Origin of the sequence: Haloquadratum walsbyi J07HQW2 (assembly GCF_000415985.1) — an archaeon.
In the GTDB taxonomy this organism is placed as follows: Archaea; Halobacteriota; Halobacteria; order Halobacteriales; family Haloferacaceae; genus Haloquadratum; species Haloquadratum walsbyi_B.
In genome coordinates this window covers 1,539,085-1,553,970 of sequence record NZ_KE356561.1, presented here as the reverse complement: position 1 = coordinate 1,553,970, position 14,886 = coordinate 1,539,085, and the positions used below count along the sequence as shown (strand labels likewise).

14 protein-coding genes and 1 tRNA gene are annotated in these 14,886 nt (G+C 45.4%); 11 read left to right on the top strand and 4 right to left on the bottom strand.

Annotated features, from left to right (window positions below; translation table 11 throughout):
• The first annotated feature begins 68 nt into the window (after window positions 1–68).
• Complete coding sequence (locus J07HQW2_RS07215) at window positions 69–2,129, top strand: DEAD/DEAH box helicase (protein WP_048075540.1); 2,061 nt, start codon at window positions 69–71, stop codon at window positions 2,127–2,129.
• A gap of 432 nt (window positions 2,130–2,561) precedes the next feature.
• Window positions 2,562–3,398, top strand: a complete 837-nt coding sequence (locus tag J07HQW2_RS07210) for a bacteriorhodopsin (RefSeq protein ID WP_048075189.1) — start codon at window positions 2,562–2,564, stop codon at window positions 3,396–3,398.
• 252 nt (window positions 3,399–3,650) lie between these two features.
• Here the strand turns inward: J07HQW2_RS07210 and J07HQW2_RS07205 are convergent, their stop codons facing one another.
• A complete protein-coding gene (locus J07HQW2_RS07205; RefSeq protein WP_021054767.1) occupies window positions 3,651–4,193 on the bottom strand; it encodes an Lrp/AsnC family transcriptional regulator in 543 nt (180 codons plus the stop codon).
• A 722-nt stretch (window positions 4,194–4,915) separates the two neighbouring features.
• Between J07HQW2_RS07205 and J07HQW2_RS07200 the strand changes: the two genes are divergently transcribed.
• Window positions 4,916–5,470 carry a TRAM domain-containing protein gene (locus tag J07HQW2_RS07200; RefSeq protein WP_021054765.1) on the top strand — a complete coding sequence of 185 codons (555 nt, stop codon included), beginning with the start codon at window positions 4,916–4,918 and terminating at the stop codon, window positions 5,468–5,470.
• A gap of 252 nt (window positions 5,471–5,722) precedes the next feature.
• Window positions 5,723–5,971, top strand: a complete 249-nt coding sequence (locus J07HQW2_RS07195) for a glutathione S-transferase N-terminal domain-containing protein (RefSeq protein ID WP_021054764.1) — start codon at window positions 5,723–5,725, stop codon at window positions 5,969–5,971.
• 185 nt (window positions 5,972–6,156) lie between these two features.
• Here the strand turns inward: J07HQW2_RS07195 and J07HQW2_RS07190 are convergent, their stop codons facing one another.
• Window positions 6,157–7,134, bottom strand: a complete 978-nt coding sequence (locus J07HQW2_RS07190) for a transcriptional regulator (RefSeq protein ID WP_021054763.1) — start codon at window positions 7,132–7,134, stop codon at window positions 6,157–6,159.
• 304 nt (window positions 7,135–7,438) lie between these two features.
• Between J07HQW2_RS07190 and J07HQW2_RS07185 the strand changes: the two genes are divergently transcribed.
• The gene (locus J07HQW2_RS07185; protein ID WP_021054762.1) at window positions 7,439–8,821 is read left to right on the top strand and encodes a tRNA(Ile)(2)-agmatinylcytidine synthase; all 1,383 of its coding nucleotides are present in this window, start codon (window positions 7,439–7,441) and stop codon (window positions 8,819–8,821) included.
• Between the two features lie 172 nt (window positions 8,822–8,993).
• Here the strand turns inward: J07HQW2_RS07185 and J07HQW2_RS18105 are convergent, their stop codons facing one another.
• Complete coding sequence (locus J07HQW2_RS18105) at window positions 8,994–9,161, bottom strand: hypothetical protein (protein ID WP_021054761.1); 168 nt, start codon at window positions 9,159–9,161, stop codon at window positions 8,994–8,996.
• A 293-nt stretch (window positions 9,162–9,454) separates the two neighbouring features.
• Here J07HQW2_RS18105 and J07HQW2_RS18100 point away from each other — a divergent pair, with 293 nt between their 5' ends.
• The 4 genes from J07HQW2_RS18100 to J07HQW2_RS07165 all read left to right on the top strand — a co-directional run bounded on the left by J07HQW2_RS18100 (window position 9,455) and on the right by J07HQW2_RS07165 (window position 11,449).
• Window positions 9,455–9,652, top strand: coding sequence for a hypothetical protein (locus tag J07HQW2_RS18100; RefSeq protein WP_021054760.1), 198 nt, complete (start codon window positions 9,455–9,457; stop codon window positions 9,650–9,652).
• A 550-nt stretch (window positions 9,653–10,202) separates the two neighbouring features.
• On the top strand, window positions 10,203–10,568 hold the full coding sequence (locus J07HQW2_RS18095; protein WP_021054759.1) for an ATP-binding protein: 366 nt from the start codon (window positions 10,203–10,205) through the stop codon (window positions 10,566–10,568).
• A 135-nt stretch (window positions 10,569–10,703) separates the two neighbouring features.
• Window positions 10,704–11,045 carry a fluoride efflux transporter FluC gene (locus J07HQW2_RS07170; protein ID WP_021054758.1) on the top strand — a complete coding sequence of 114 codons (342 nt, stop codon included), beginning with the start codon at window positions 10,704–10,706 and terminating at the stop codon, window positions 11,043–11,045.
• A complete protein-coding gene (locus J07HQW2_RS07165; RefSeq protein ID WP_048075188.1) occupies window positions 11,042–11,449 on the top strand; it encodes a fluoride efflux transporter FluC in 408 nt (135 codons plus the stop codon). The genes J07HQW2_RS07170 and J07HQW2_RS07165 overlap by 4 nt, the downstream gene beginning before the upstream one ends.
• A 126-nt stretch (window positions 11,450–11,575) precedes the next feature.
• Here the strand turns inward: J07HQW2_RS07165 and J07HQW2_RS07160 are convergent.
• A tRNA-Asp gene (locus tag J07HQW2_RS07160) sits at window positions 11,576–11,648 on the bottom strand.
• Window positions 11,649–11,854: 206 nt separating this feature from the next.
• Between J07HQW2_RS07160 and J07HQW2_RS07155 the strand changes: the two genes are divergently transcribed.
• Window positions 11,855–12,397 carry a KH domain-containing protein gene (locus tag J07HQW2_RS07155; protein ID WP_021054756.1) on the top strand — a complete coding sequence of 181 codons (543 nt, stop codon included), beginning with the start codon at window positions 11,855–11,857 and terminating at the stop codon, window positions 12,395–12,397.
• A 360-nt stretch (window positions 12,398–12,757) separates the two neighbouring features.
• A complete protein-coding gene (gene thsA / locus J07HQW2_RS07150; RefSeq protein ID WP_048075539.1) occupies window positions 12,758–14,419 on the top strand; it encodes a thermosome subunit alpha in 1,662 nt (553 codons plus the stop codon).
• The last annotated feature ends 467 nt before the right edge of the window (window positions 14,420–14,886 follow it).

Below are 14,886 nucleotides of genomic sequence, written 5' to 3'. Positions count from 1 at the left end.
CATTGATGTTCATCTTGTATGGCGATATCAGACGAACAGCTAAAATACCCCGTCGACATAATTATGATGTGTCTCGACAGGTTAGTCGCGTCGACACCCTATTCCTCCACGAGATAGGAGAGGATTTCCTCGTCGTCGTTAGACGTGATGGTGGGCGCGTTTTTCAAGGAACACTTGAGTTAAAACAGACAAATGCTGGTCCTCGTCCAGCAAAATTCCGAGTCAAACATGGCGATAATGAAGAGCCGCAGGATCCGAGCAGCTTCGTCGATATTGCTCGAGAGGCTTCTCGCATTCGGATTTCACAACAAACGTCACCTACAAAACGAACAGCACTCTCCGAGTTACTTGATGGATATCAACTTGATGCGCTTGTAGTGCGCACATGCCGTTATTGTGCATCAAATGGTCGATATTCGCCAATTACTGATGATACTGCAATTGCGACTGACCGAGAGTATATCTGTCCTGACTGTGCGAAGCGTGAACTGGAACGTGAACTTGATTTCTCAACAGGCACGGGTCGTCTGACTGGAGCCGCACAAAAAAGGCTTGAAGAACTTCTCATAGAAACACAAGATCTCGATCGAATCACTGACCTTCTCTCAGGCGGTCTTGACCCTGATCTTACTCGATTTGATACAGTTAGTGCAACGACTGATGAAGTTGACCTTGTTGAAACAACAACTCTTGATCTTCATCCCGAACTACAGCCACTGCTTGAGGAACGGTTTGATACGCTTCTTCCAGTACAATCTCTTTCCGTCAATAATGGTCTCTTCGATGGTGATGATCAACTTGTCGTAAGCGCAACGGCGACTGGAAAGACACTTATCGGTGAACTTGCTGGGGTGGACCGTATTCTCACTGAGAACGGAAAACTACTATTTCTGGTACCGTTAGTCGCTCTTGCAAATCAAAAATACGAGGACTTTACTGAGCGATATGGAGATTTACTTGATGTAACAATTCGGGTCGGTGCCTCACGTATTGCTGATGAGGATAATCGATTTGATCCGGACGCAGATGTCATTGTCGGAACATATGAGGGCATCGATCATGCGCTTCGAACGAATAAAGATCTCGGAGATATTGGCACGATTGTCATCGATGAGGTTCATACTCTCAAAGAAGGCGAACGCGGTCACCGACTTGATGGACTTATCAGCCGACTTAGATATTACTGTGCAACCCGTGCCACTCGACATAGTGGATATGATGGCGCACAATCAATCTATCTCTCCGCAACTGTTGGGAACCCTGAAACGCTTGCCGAACGTCTTCAGGCAAAATTAATTGAATTTGAAGAACGCCCAATCCCAATCGATCGTCATGTAACATTTGCTGACGCGCGTGAAAAAGTTGATATTACAAATAAACTCGTTCGCCGTGAGTTTGATACAAGATCATCAAAAGGCTATCGCGGGCAAACAATTATTTTTACTAACTCACGACGCCGGTGTCATGAGATTTCACGAAAACTCTCATACTCATCAGCTCCGTACCATGCTGGATTAGATTATACCCAACGAGAACGCGTCGAACAGGACTTTGGGAATCAGGACCTTGCTGCTGTTGTCACGACTGCAGCTCTTGCAGCTGGTGTTGACTTTCCAGCCTCACAGGTAGTGTTTGATTCACTGGCGATGGGTATCGAATGGCTTTCTGTACAAGAGTTTGAGCAAATGCTTGGACGTGCTGGTCGCCCAGACTATCATGATGAAGGAACGGTGTACTTACTCGTTGAACCCGATGGGGCGTATCACAACTCAATGGACCGAACCGAGGATGAGGTTGCGTTCACATTGTTGAAAGGCGAGATGGAAGACGTAATGACAATATACGATGAGTCTGCTGCTGCTGAGGAGACGCTTGCGAATGTTGTTGTTGCTGGCAAGCATGCAAAACAAGTCAATGAGCGTATGATTGGGGAAGTGCCGACAAAACGCGCTGTTGGAAAACTTCTACAGTGGGAATTTATTGAAGGACTCGATCCAACCCCGCTTGGACGAGCTGTTTGTCGTCATTTTCTCTCACCACAGGACGCATTCATGCTGCTCGATCAAATTCGGAATGATGCAGATCCGTATGAAATTGTTGCAACGATGGAACTTGAAAATGACGAGTGAATTATATTACTTGTATAACTATCAGATATTTTCAAGATTTTAAAAGCTGGAATATCTCATCAAGAAGTTAATGCAATGTAGAGGACACAAACAAACACCAGAAATTCTCGATTCTTACTCATGAATACCTTTTCTGAGTCATCGAAGGTAGCATTCAAAACTATCAACACAGCTAATTCTACCATCGAATTGATGCCGTATCTGAGTAGTCGCAAATAGTGCTGATGGTTTTAGTATTCGGGGGTCAAAGTCTGAGTCTACCTATGATCGCATGCGGGGAATCTCAGAACCATTATCAGCAGGTTATCGATTAATTGTGCAGTTATTTAGATACCCAAATCACCTAGTCATTTTGACGAAGCGATACTTTTTCGTCCTAAATATCTCGTTATGTCTCAGCATTTATATGCCCGAAGTGCGAATCCATGCTGTATGTCGCTGATTGGTCCCGAACAGTTAGATAGTGTTGTATTGCAACTTACGCAATCAGATGTGTTCTCACAGATACAAAACGATGTATTATTAAGTTCCTCACTGTGGGTAAATATCGCTCTCGCTGGATTGTCGATTCTCCTATTTGTATATATGGGTCGAAATATTACCAGCGGGCGTGCCAAATTTATCTGGGGTGCAACATTGATGATCCCACTTGTTTCAATCTCAAGCTACCTTGGATTGGCGTCCGGACTTACAGTCGGATTTATTGAAATGCCAGCCGGTCATGCACTTGCCGGTCAGGAAGTTACGAGTCAGTGGGGGCGATATCTCACATGGGCGCTTTCAACGCCAATGATTCTGCTGGCACTTGGAGTGCTCGCAGACGTAGATCGCGGGAGCTTATTCACCGTGATTGCTGCTGATATCGGAATGTGCGTCACTGGACTTGGTGCTGCACTCATTACTTCATCATATCTGTTCCGCTGGGCATTTTATATTATTAGCTGTACATTCTTTGTTGTTGTACTATTTGCGCTACTGTTCGAATGGCCAGTCTCAGCTGCTTCAGCAGGCACTGACGACATCTTCTCAACGCTCCGCCTACTAACAGTTGTTTTATGGATTGGATACCCTGCTGTCTGGGCTATTGGAGTTGAGGGATTTGCCCTGACGACTTCGGTCGGACTCACATCTTGGGGCTATTCCGCACTTGATATCCTTGCGAAGTATGCGTTCTCGTTCTTATTACTGCGGTGGGTGGCTGAGAATGAGCCAACCGTATCCTCACCAGCAAGTAATACCGCCGAAAGTGGGGCGGTCGCTGATGATTAAAGATCCCACTAATTAGCTCGGACTCACGCGTGATGATTTCATCATGCGACTAACTCATAATCCGATGTAGCAAAGGTATAACTTAACAACATATTGCTACGTTACCCAGTTGATGCACTTTCTAGCTCATCTGAAGAGACGCTAGTTGAGGTTAAATCAATAGTTGATAATTATATTATCGACATTACACCGCTAGATGACTACCGTATGATCAACTAACCGACAGTCCACACTGATCCGTGTCATCGGTTGTTACTTAGCATCAGTATTAATATCGACACTACTCTCAGCATCGTGTTCAGCATCGTTAGTGTCGGCTGATTCGACATCTCCAGGTTCAAGAAAACCGTGGTATGGACAAACATATTCATCACGAATTAACTGTTCATCGACAATATCCAGTCCAAGTTCATCAATCTCACCTGCAATGCGATTTAGATCATCATGAGATTGCCCAATCGCATTCACGTATATATTTCGCTTCCCTGTCATGATCTCACGAACCGCTGTCACGCCATGGATGTCACGAGCGTGGTTTGCGAGCATATCCCGTTCAGGAACAGGTGCCGTGCAGATGATTTTTGTATACAGTGGATATCCAGCTAAATCATAATCAATATCGATGTAATACCCTCGGACGATTCCACTTTCCTCAAGTTTATTCAATCGCGTCCTGATCGTGCTAGGCGATAACCCGAGTTCTTCGCCGATATCACGAGAGGAGACCCCACGAGCATCCCGTTGGAGGTAATAAAGAATCTTCTTATCAACTGAATCAAGCTCACCATCCTTCATTACGGTACCCTGTTGATTTGTAGTAATCTGAATCTGAAATCTGTTCTCTGATTTAAGTATGTTTTTGTCATTATCTGAAAACCATTCATATACATACGCTTAAATACTATGCATTGAGTGTTTCGACGCTGTTAGAATGTTTGGTCATACTGTCTTGTCGATTCTCAGTGCCATATCATATCATCAATGTACCGCAGTTATCCTGACAGTGGAAACTCACATCGAATAATCTGAGCGATACTATCAGTATGTATGAGTTGATTGCAATCATAATCTATTTTCGCTAATTTCTATCATAAGATATTAACCGAATTTTACACATATACAGCTGAAAAATACATTATTTCGCCACGTTATGACAACATATATTCATTATTTATGCAGCTCAAAAGACTCCAAATTTCGGTAAGATGATGATGGACTGCCAATTGTCACCGGATGAAAGTCATGCTGTAGAAGATATTACGTAATACTGATATACCGAATGAATCGATATCTGTCTCAATTACCATCTCATATGCCTGTCTATGAGATTCATCAACAATGCAAGACAGCGTGCGCATGAAGTCACTTAGAGATAATATCATTAATTGGGGACACCACGGTACAGAACTTTTATACGGTATATCCATCATAATATTATTGAGATGACTACATCTGATATGATATATCGAATATTAGCTCAATGTTTGCGACGACAGACGGACGCGTGAGGTCAATGAATGGATATTGAAGGTCAACTTGAGTGTTTATTTTCTGCAGAAGTACAGGAAAGCGACGGACAGTCAGTCATTGAAATCCCAACAAACGAGATTTCACTCGGCGATATCGATACTGAGACGACATACCAGGTAGCACTTCTCTCGGAGTCACTGACGGAGACTGACCAGAGTAAAACTACCACCACTGGGTATGCTGACTCTACAACATCGGAAAGTGATATTGCGATACAGTCCGATAGCCCCGCAGGTGAAGATGTATCAATATCATCATCCACTGCACAATCATCTATCTCATCGCCTACAGAAACAAACCCAGACAGCGCGCCTGACACCGAGACGGATCGACCGGACCCGCCAGTTGATGAAGGTGAACAGCGAATTGTTACCATCGAAGATACCGGTGACTACGGTGATGGTCTCACCCGGGTTGAACGGGGGTTCGTCGTTATCGTTCCTGATGCAACAGAGGGCGACCGCGTCGCCATCGAGATTACATCTGTCAAAGAAACGGTTGCTTTCGCTGATGTCGTTGAGCGATTTGAGGAGACAAATTAGTTAGTATAACCTCAGTACTCTCATACAAAATGCGGCGAAAATAATCAATAATGTGTTTGAAACGATCCGTCACCCCAGAAAACGGCTCTTATGCTGTTGTCAGTATAATTTAGATGAAAAAGCCGAATCTAACTCAGTATTTCCCGACAGTACGGCACTAGTGAGTGAAAGCCCCTACCTTTTTATCGGCGGGAGGATGTTGATCCGCACAAACCCACTAGATTCTTACTCGTCTATGTACTATTATTGGTGATGTCTGATCTTACGCTGTACGAACTTGGCGGTTGTCCATACTGCGCAAAGGTAATCGATAAGATCGATGAACTCGGATTAGAATATGATTCTATTTCAGTTCCGCGATCACATAGTGAGCGAACAGAAGTTGAGTCAGTTAGCGGTCAAACCGGAGTTCCTGTGCTTGTTGATGAGGCGAACGATGTCTCAGGAATGCCAGAAAGCGATGATATCGTTGCCTATCTTGAGAAGACATACGGAAACTAATCTTACCGGTATTGATATCGCCACATCATCGATATCGGTAAACTAAATATTCTTACTGACTTGTAAAATAAAATAAAATATTTTTACCGTAGATCGTATGATCTGGCAGGTGACGACATAGTATCCGTATTAATACTATGCTCAGAAATGACCATTATTCGTCATCTGACAATATCTACTATTTATTACGCTTCAGTTGGCTTTTGTGATCGTTCACGAATGAGATCACGAATTGCCGCTGGATCCTCAATATTAGTGAGTTCTGCACAACTAACAAGCGCAGTTCCTTTGACCGCATCCTGCTTTGCATCAGTTTCAGTGAAATATACAGCACGTGTCTGCGTAACCTCACCCAACGAGGACATAATTCGTGCCCGCTTTTTCGCACTTTTTGTGAATGAAGAGTGACCTGTGAGCAGTGACATTACCCCATGACGATGGTCGTCATCTTCTCCAACAGCCTTGAATGGGGCTCGAGCAGTTGGGTGGACTGTAAAGCCGGCACGAGTAAGAACGTGTACAACATGCTCATCATTGGCATCAGGATCCGGATCATCAGGTGTTGGCTCAGAATCACGGACTGATTCTGCACCTTCCATTACTTCAAGCGGACTCGAAAATGGCTCATCAAACACCTCTTCAAGTTGGATTGCAATCTCAATACTTGCATTCATCCCATCTTCGTATTTTGAGACAGTTCGTCGTGATACTCCGAGTTCAGTTGCTAGACGTCCCAGACTCCACCCACGCTCCTCACGTTCATCCGCGAGAAGGTCCCCGTCGATATTAACATATAATCCTCCAGGTGCTGCATAAATCAATGGCGGTACACCCTCAACAAAGAGATCCATCGCAGTATCGGGGCTCAACACTGGAACCCCATGTCTAAAGTAGACAACATTCGGCTTAAGATCCTCATCACGTGTCCGAACCCCAATTACAAGTGGTGTTGCATCCAGATATGCACCAAGACGACGCATCTCTGCGCCTGTCATTTTATCAAGCGCATCAACATTTCCGAGGATCTTCAACAATACAAGATCTTCACCTCGACGTGCGGCAATATCAAAGCTCTTCGGACGAATCGCACACCGGTCGCTCACCAGAAACCCGGCGTCCTCTAACATCGCCGTAATGTTTCCAACTAGTGCGGACCGAGACATAGTTTAAATAGGTCATTCAGCGTATATATGTGTTGTGCACATGAAACACGCCGCTGTCGCTTAATTCGAGTCGTATTGATCATATTACTATTATCTACTGTGGTATATCAGTGAAAAATGTCGTCTGCTAATGACTGAATTCAGTATTTTTATGAATGAGTAATTATCGCCTTCATAGATTGGTTTGGATTCTATCTTATAGCTGCTAGTCTCTCTATGATGACATACGATTAGGAATATTATCCATACTTTCTCAGGCTATCCAATCGACAGTGGTTAATCTGACAGTTAGATACATCATATAATGACGATCATCGGTATCGATGATACTGACTCTCGTGACCATGGGATGTGCACGACATATCTCGCAACGCGGATTGCGACGGCAATTGAAAATACTGGTAGCACTGTCGACCGCCGTCTTCTGATTCGGCTAAATCCATCCGTCGAACATAAAACTCGAGGGAACGCAGCAATCGCACTTCATACCAACGTTGACCCACCAACAGCGGCTGATATATCGACACGACTCATCGAGTCATTTGCCATTAATGATGATCCACAGACAAGTCCTGGATTAGTTATTGCTAATAATGCTGACCCAGACTCAGTTATTGATTCAGTTGTTGAGTTCTGCTGGAAGGCGATTCGCGAATTTCATACGATAACCGATGCAGTCGATATTATCGAGCAGGCTGGGTATCATCATCAAGAATGGGATGGCGGTCGTGGACGAATTGGGGCACTCGCTGCCGTCGGGGCGTGGGCTGCTCTGACAGAGTGGACAGCTGAGCATATTGCCTACCGTGAGTTTGATCGCTGTGGGACCTCCCGCGATGTGGACGAAACGTCAATTTTTGAGGCTGCCAGAGACCAGTATCCAGTGGTGTGGGATACGGTCGACCGTGAAGAAGGTGAGGCTGTCTGCGTCCCGAGTGCACCAGGACCAATTCTCTATGGCATCCGCGGTGACGACATTACAGCGATCAAGACCGTTGCTGCAGAAATTGATAGCGAACCGATTGAACGGTCGTCGACATTCATAACGAATCAAGGCACTGATATTCACCTGCGTCCAGGCACGATTGGCTCATTACAAGACGGCCGTGCATACCGTGTCACTGGCACTATAACTTCGGATCCAGAAACACGCCGAGGAGGACATGTATTCGTCCCTCTCGCGAAAATGAAAGTAAATGATCATACTGAGGAGGCGGTTAGCAAAAAAAACACTATGTCAGCGGATATACACCGTTCACAAACAACACCGACAGATCTTGATATTCCTGGTCAAAATACAACATCAACTGTCGAATGCGTTGCATTTGAGCCGACAAAGCGCTTCCGCAAATGGGTCCGCAGACTTCGTATCGGTGATGTCATTACTGCCTGTGGGGAGGTATCTGATGGAACGCTCAAATTAGAGAAATTCGCCGCTCGATCACTTGTCAGGACAACTAAGAGAACGCCAATCTGCTCTGAGTGTAATCGGACAATGAAGAGTGCTGGTCGGAATCAAGGATATCGGTGTCGCGACTGTGGTACCTCATCGTCAGACCAAGCTGAAAAATCACTTGACCGCGTGCTATCGCTCAAATGGTATGAAGTTCCTCCGTGTGCTCGTCGACATATTGCCCAACCACTCATTCGTGGCGAATTTGATGCCCCAGTTGAGCCTGAACGATAACGACTGTACAATGCGACCCTTACACCTACTCTGGCGATATAGCATAAATCCGTTCTAACTTGGCTATGAATTGTAATAAAAAAACTCTTATTTCACGAATTGAAGAAATTAACAGTTATTTATTGACATCTCTCTAATTTCAATGATTAGTATGGAAACACGTCCCCGAATATTATTCACCGATGATCAGAATATCTGTATTAGCTCGTCGATCAACGTACGAACCGTTCGTTGGCGATTTAATATTGATGTGTAATGTGCCAGTTTGTTGATTTACACGAATCTCAGGACTAATGTTAACACTTGCAGATCCATCAGGTCCAGTTGTCGCAGTCACCATACTATCGGTTTGAGCACTTCTAGCTTTGATAATGACTGTGGCTGCTTCTACAGGCGCCCCATCTGGTTCGATAACAGTTAACCCAACTGTGTGGTCTTTTGGAGGTAATACCTCTTCAGACGGTTGAAAATCAAGTTCGGTCGCATCAGGTCCTTACACCTCTGAGAATATATTAAACATAACGCTCAGTGTTGCGACCCATACAACAAGCCCAATGACAAGTCTGATTGGAAGTCTCTCGATCCCGCGACCATCATCAATAAAAAGACGAATATTTTCCAAACATACCGCTGATGGTCACCTTTCATCGGATAAACGCTCGTCCAGATATTCATACAGGACCACAGAGACAGAATGCACATGTGAAAATATTTTTCGATGTTATTGGTCAAGAGGATGCTCACACTACTATTGGACCAATCGGTCATCTCGGAACATATCATACACGGCATGGAAGCGTAGGTGCCCCTGTTGGTATTGATTTTGACTAACCGCATACAGCTCCTATTATCGGTAAACGCGGATATGGAAATTCCTACACACTCGGTGTGCTAATTGAAGAGGCAGGTTGAACCACACGGTATCACGCCGGTTGTCATTGACCCGATGGGCGTTTTTGATGATATAATCGAGGATTCAGATGGTGATCCGGCACCAGCACATATTGAGAGAGCACCGAAGATACAATATAATCCCGTTCCACCCGCCCACTGGCGCTCTTGGGTGCAGATCCTGATAGTCCTCCTGGGACGTTGATTTGGGATGCGGCAGCCGTTGTCGAAACGCTTGCGGCGATGATTAATTATACCGTTGATTTGGCGGTCGATGGTCATGTCCGACGCGGCCTGTTGAATCGACTTCGACGGGAAATAACATGGGAGGTTTTTCACCCGCAGGAATCGATGTCAAAACACTTTCTGGAAATACGGCGACTATCTTTGACTGTCGTAATTTTGGGATGCAGCGATGAACGTACTTGTTGGTAGCATTGTAGGGGGAGCTATATACTGTACGCCTGTCCGAACAGACTGATACACTCCCGTGGCTGTTTGTTTCGATGGTATTGCTGCTGATACACTCAAAACATTGCTCACTCGTAGGCGCGCATCCGGCGTATCAACTGTTATTGCGCCCCAGCGACCAGGTGCGCTTCCAGCCGTTGCCGCATCCCAGTCCGACATTCGGATTATTCATTGCTTGACTGCTGGGTCAGACGTTCGTGCGCTTGCCGCCTCGGGTCCAGTTTATTTGGGTGTTGACCTCGCCTCAATAATCCCGAATCGTCTCGGTGAGGCACTTATTATCGACGATATTGCTGAGGCTGTTCGTCATTTTTGGGTTCGAAAGCGAGATACGTCACACGGTGGTGCCAGTCTACGGATCAGTGACAAGCTCCAGCCATCTTGATACTAATTACCTCTGTGGTCATGGTAGGTTTGAATTGATTACAGCCACAGTTACGGTCACAATTGTGAATATAATTATGTCTCCTTATTCATATAAACCGAAATAGCTGAATACCCTACTATTTGAATAGTTTTAATGCGACGACAAACTGCACCGTTGCTCGTTGGCGCCGGCGGGATCATTGGAGCAATAAGTCGATATTTGATCTCGGGCATTCTCCCCGGTGTCGGCGGAACACTGGTGGTCAATATGATTGGTACATTCGTTCTCGCTGTGGCAACCACAACAGTTCAAACATCTCGTATACGATTATTCCTCATGACAGGCATTCTTTCATCATTTACCACATACAGCACATTCGCAGTGCAAACAGCAACGGCTAGCCCGATGATTGGCGTTATCAACATTGGTGCAAACTATCTCTTCGGAATTATCGCGGCAATATGTGGGTTAATCGTCGGGAGACGACTTTTATGATTCAGTTAATTTCGGTTTGGAATGTATCATTACTCAGCGTCGAATTTATTAAAACGCTCCCAACACCGGTACTTGTCGGTGTCGGTGGCAGCCTTGGTGCAATTTGTAGGTTTGGTGTCGATAGAACAGTTACTACTGGACATCGTAGCATAATCGCTGTCAACATTATTGGGAGTGCTGCACTTGGCGCAGTCCTTGCAATGCCGCTTACTGCCTCTGCGATTGCAATCTTTGGGACTGGTGTTTGTGGTGCGTTCACGACATTTTCATCACATGCTGTGAGTCTCGCCGACACTATCGAGGAGGGCAATTACTTACGAGTTGGTATCAATATAACAGTAACACTCATCATTTCACTCACTGGTGTTGGAGTTGGTCAAACACTCGGTGGTATCGTACTGTAGACATGCTAGCCTGCTGGAAGGTACAGCAACCTATGTGGAAACAAAGACGAATGTCGTGATAACATATCTTGAATATATATCACTGTATATCTATTATTATGCAGAGATGATGTCGAAAAAGTTGAGCGCCCGAGGCGGGATTTGAACCCGCGTCACGACCGTGACAGGGTCATATGATCGGCCACTACACCACCCGGGCTTCAATGAAATATATTGCAGTTATGTAATTAAGGCTTGTCATCTGAATCGGTTTATGTGATCGCATACGAAGACACAGTTACTCTCAAAAAGTGACCACGACGGAGATTACTCAACACACCACCAGCAATGATAATCATACACAAACGCAAATGCTTCTATGGACTCGCTCGAATCATTTAAACTTCGGCATCGGATATCAATTATATGAAGCACGTAAAGGTCCCTCAGGACCGAATTGGTGTACTCATTGGTGAGGGTGGGGAGACGATGCGTGAGATTGAACGGCAGGCTGAAGTCCGACTTGATATTGATTCTGAGACGGGTTCAGTCGCGATTGACGATGTTGGTGACCCTGTACGTGGAATGCTCGCACCCGACATTGTACGCGCCATTGGTCGTGGATTCACACCAACGGTTGCACTCTCCATTCTTGATGATGAAATGCGAACATTCGAACTGATTGATATAGATGCACATACCCGAAATAAAAATGATCTTCAACGACAGAAAGGTCGATTAATCGGTGAGAATGGTCGAACAAGAGAGTTGATGGAGGAACTCACCGGTGCAGAGGTCGTCATTAAAGGAACAACACTCGGTGTTATTGGTCAACCTGAGGAGGTTGAAGCAGTTCGACGTGCAACTGGAATGCTCCTTGACGGCGCTCCACATGGAACTGTGTATGCGTATCTTGAACGGAAACATAATGAGTTGACACGCGGGTTCAATGTGCAGCAATCTGGATAAATAGTAACTATCGGGTTTCCATCAACTTCCCACTGGGTCTGATACCGTGTCATTTTGAATGTGGGATTTCATTTCTACGAACCCACTAACATCAATCATTCTATTGATGACCTCCTAGCAAAGTCCCGAAGTTGCACCCGAGCCGAATAATATCGTCAATTTTACTCATTGCGGATTAAACCACTGGCGATAGCTATACCGTATCATCGCAGATTAGTATATAAACGACGGTCCTATGGTAACTAATAGCACGTTGTGATACCTGTTCGTCGTCATTCAATTCCGAGAGCGTGAGATTTTTATAGAATCACAAACAATCATTGATTGATTATGTCTCAGCGAATGCAGCAGGGTCAACCGATGATTATTTTGGGAGATGATTCCCAGCGTACGCAGGGTAAAGACGCACAATCGATGAACATCTCGGCGGGTAAAGCCGTCGCGGAGTCTGTTCGGACAACACTCGGTCCAAAAGGCATGGACAAGATGCTTGTCGACTCCGGTGGTGATGTCGTTGTAACAAACGATGGTGTAACCATTCTTAAAGAGATGGATATTGACCACCCAGCGGCGAATATGATCGTTGAGGTGTCTGAGACACAAGAAGATGAGGTGGGCGATGGAACAACGAGTGCTGTGGTTATTGCCGGTGAGCTTCTTGATCAGGCTGAGGAACTTATTGATCAGGATGTCCATGCAACAACGATCGCACAAGGATTCCGACAGGCAGCTGAGAAAGCCAAAGAACAACTTGATCAGGATGCAATTGAAGTCTCTGAGGAGGATTATGACACCCTGTTAGAAATTGCTGAAACTGCAATGACAGGAAAAGGTGCTGAATCTTCACGAGACCTACTATCAGAGTTAGTCGTTGATTCTGTGCTTTCTGTTGCTGATGATGATTCAATCGACATAGATAATGTTTCGATTGAGAAAGTCGTCGGCGGGTCTATTAGCAACTCCGAGCTTGTTGAAGGCGTTATTGTAGATAAAGAGCGTGTGCATGAGAATATGCCATACATGGCTGAGGACGCCAACATTGCGCTCTTTGACGGTGCTCTTGAGGTTCGAGAGACAGAGATTGATGCAGAAGTTAACGTAACCGATCCAGATCAACTCCAAGAATTCCTTGATCAAGAGGAAGCACAGCTACGAGAAATGGTTGATCAGTTCGTTGATGCTGGCGCCGATGTTGTCTTCGCCGGCGACGGAATTGACGATATGGCACAGCATTATCTTGCTGAAGAAGGTATCCTCGCAGTTCGACGAGCCAAATCCTCAGATCTTGATAGTCTAGCCCGAGCAACAGACGGTACCATTGTCGGTTCAGTTGACGATATTGAGGCTGATGATCTTGGGTACGCCGGTTCTGTTGCACAGAAAGATATTGGTGGCGACGAGCGACTCTTCGTTGAGGATGTTGATGATGCAAGATCAGTAACACTCATTCTCCGAGGAGGAACCGAGCATGTTGTTGACGAGCTTGAGCGTGCTATCGATGATTCTCTCGGTGTTGTTCGAACGACACTTGAGTACGGACAAGTACTGCCTGGCGGCGGTGCCTCTGAGACTGAGCTATCACTCCATCTTCGAGAGTTTGCTGACTCCGTTGGTGGTCGCGAACAACTTGCTGTTGAGGCGTTCGCTGAAGCGCTCGATGTCATTCCACGCACACTCGCAGAAAATGCTGGACTCGATCCAATTGACTCGCTTGTTGACCTACGAAAGACACATGATGAAGGCGGGATCACATCTGGTCTTAATGCATACACCGGCGAGGTCATTGATATGGAGGAAGACGGTGTTGTTGAGCCGCTTCGTGTGAAGACACAGGCAATTGAGTCGGCAACTGAGGCAGCTGTAATGATTCTTCGTATTGATGACGTCATTGCTGCTGGTGATCTGAAGGGTGGCGGTACCGATGACGACGATGACGGACCTGCAGGCGGTCCTGGTGGTCCAGGCGGTGCCGGCGGCATGGGCGGCATGGGTGGTATGGGTGGCATGGGCGGCGCAATGTAAATTCTCGGAAGAGACAGTTACTCTACCATATCCCAAATCTATCGTTGAGCAAACGTTCGTTTGCTTTTTGTTCATACTCAAATGCTGAAGTGGAGTATTTTCTTATTTATATCCCAATCAATACATACCTCAGTTACCTATTTATAGACCTGATTAAACAATATCTATTGACGGAATTCTTTTCCGAGCAACGGGAGTGTCTACTCGTCACTCGTAAGGAACTATGCCGACGATTCGATTCAACTGACATATTCGTCTCGGATATCTCGTTCACCGTAGTGTGGTCTGTGCCCGTGATAAGCGGTAATCGATGTTGTAAGCCACACCGAAGTGTATATGATTTCTTGATGCAAGTCAGGTAGTTCAAATCAATAATAGTTAGACGGCTTGACTCATATGCTAATAAATGATTGTTCTTTGTAAATTTACAATTAGATCGAACGCGACAACAATCATTCGGCTCCGAT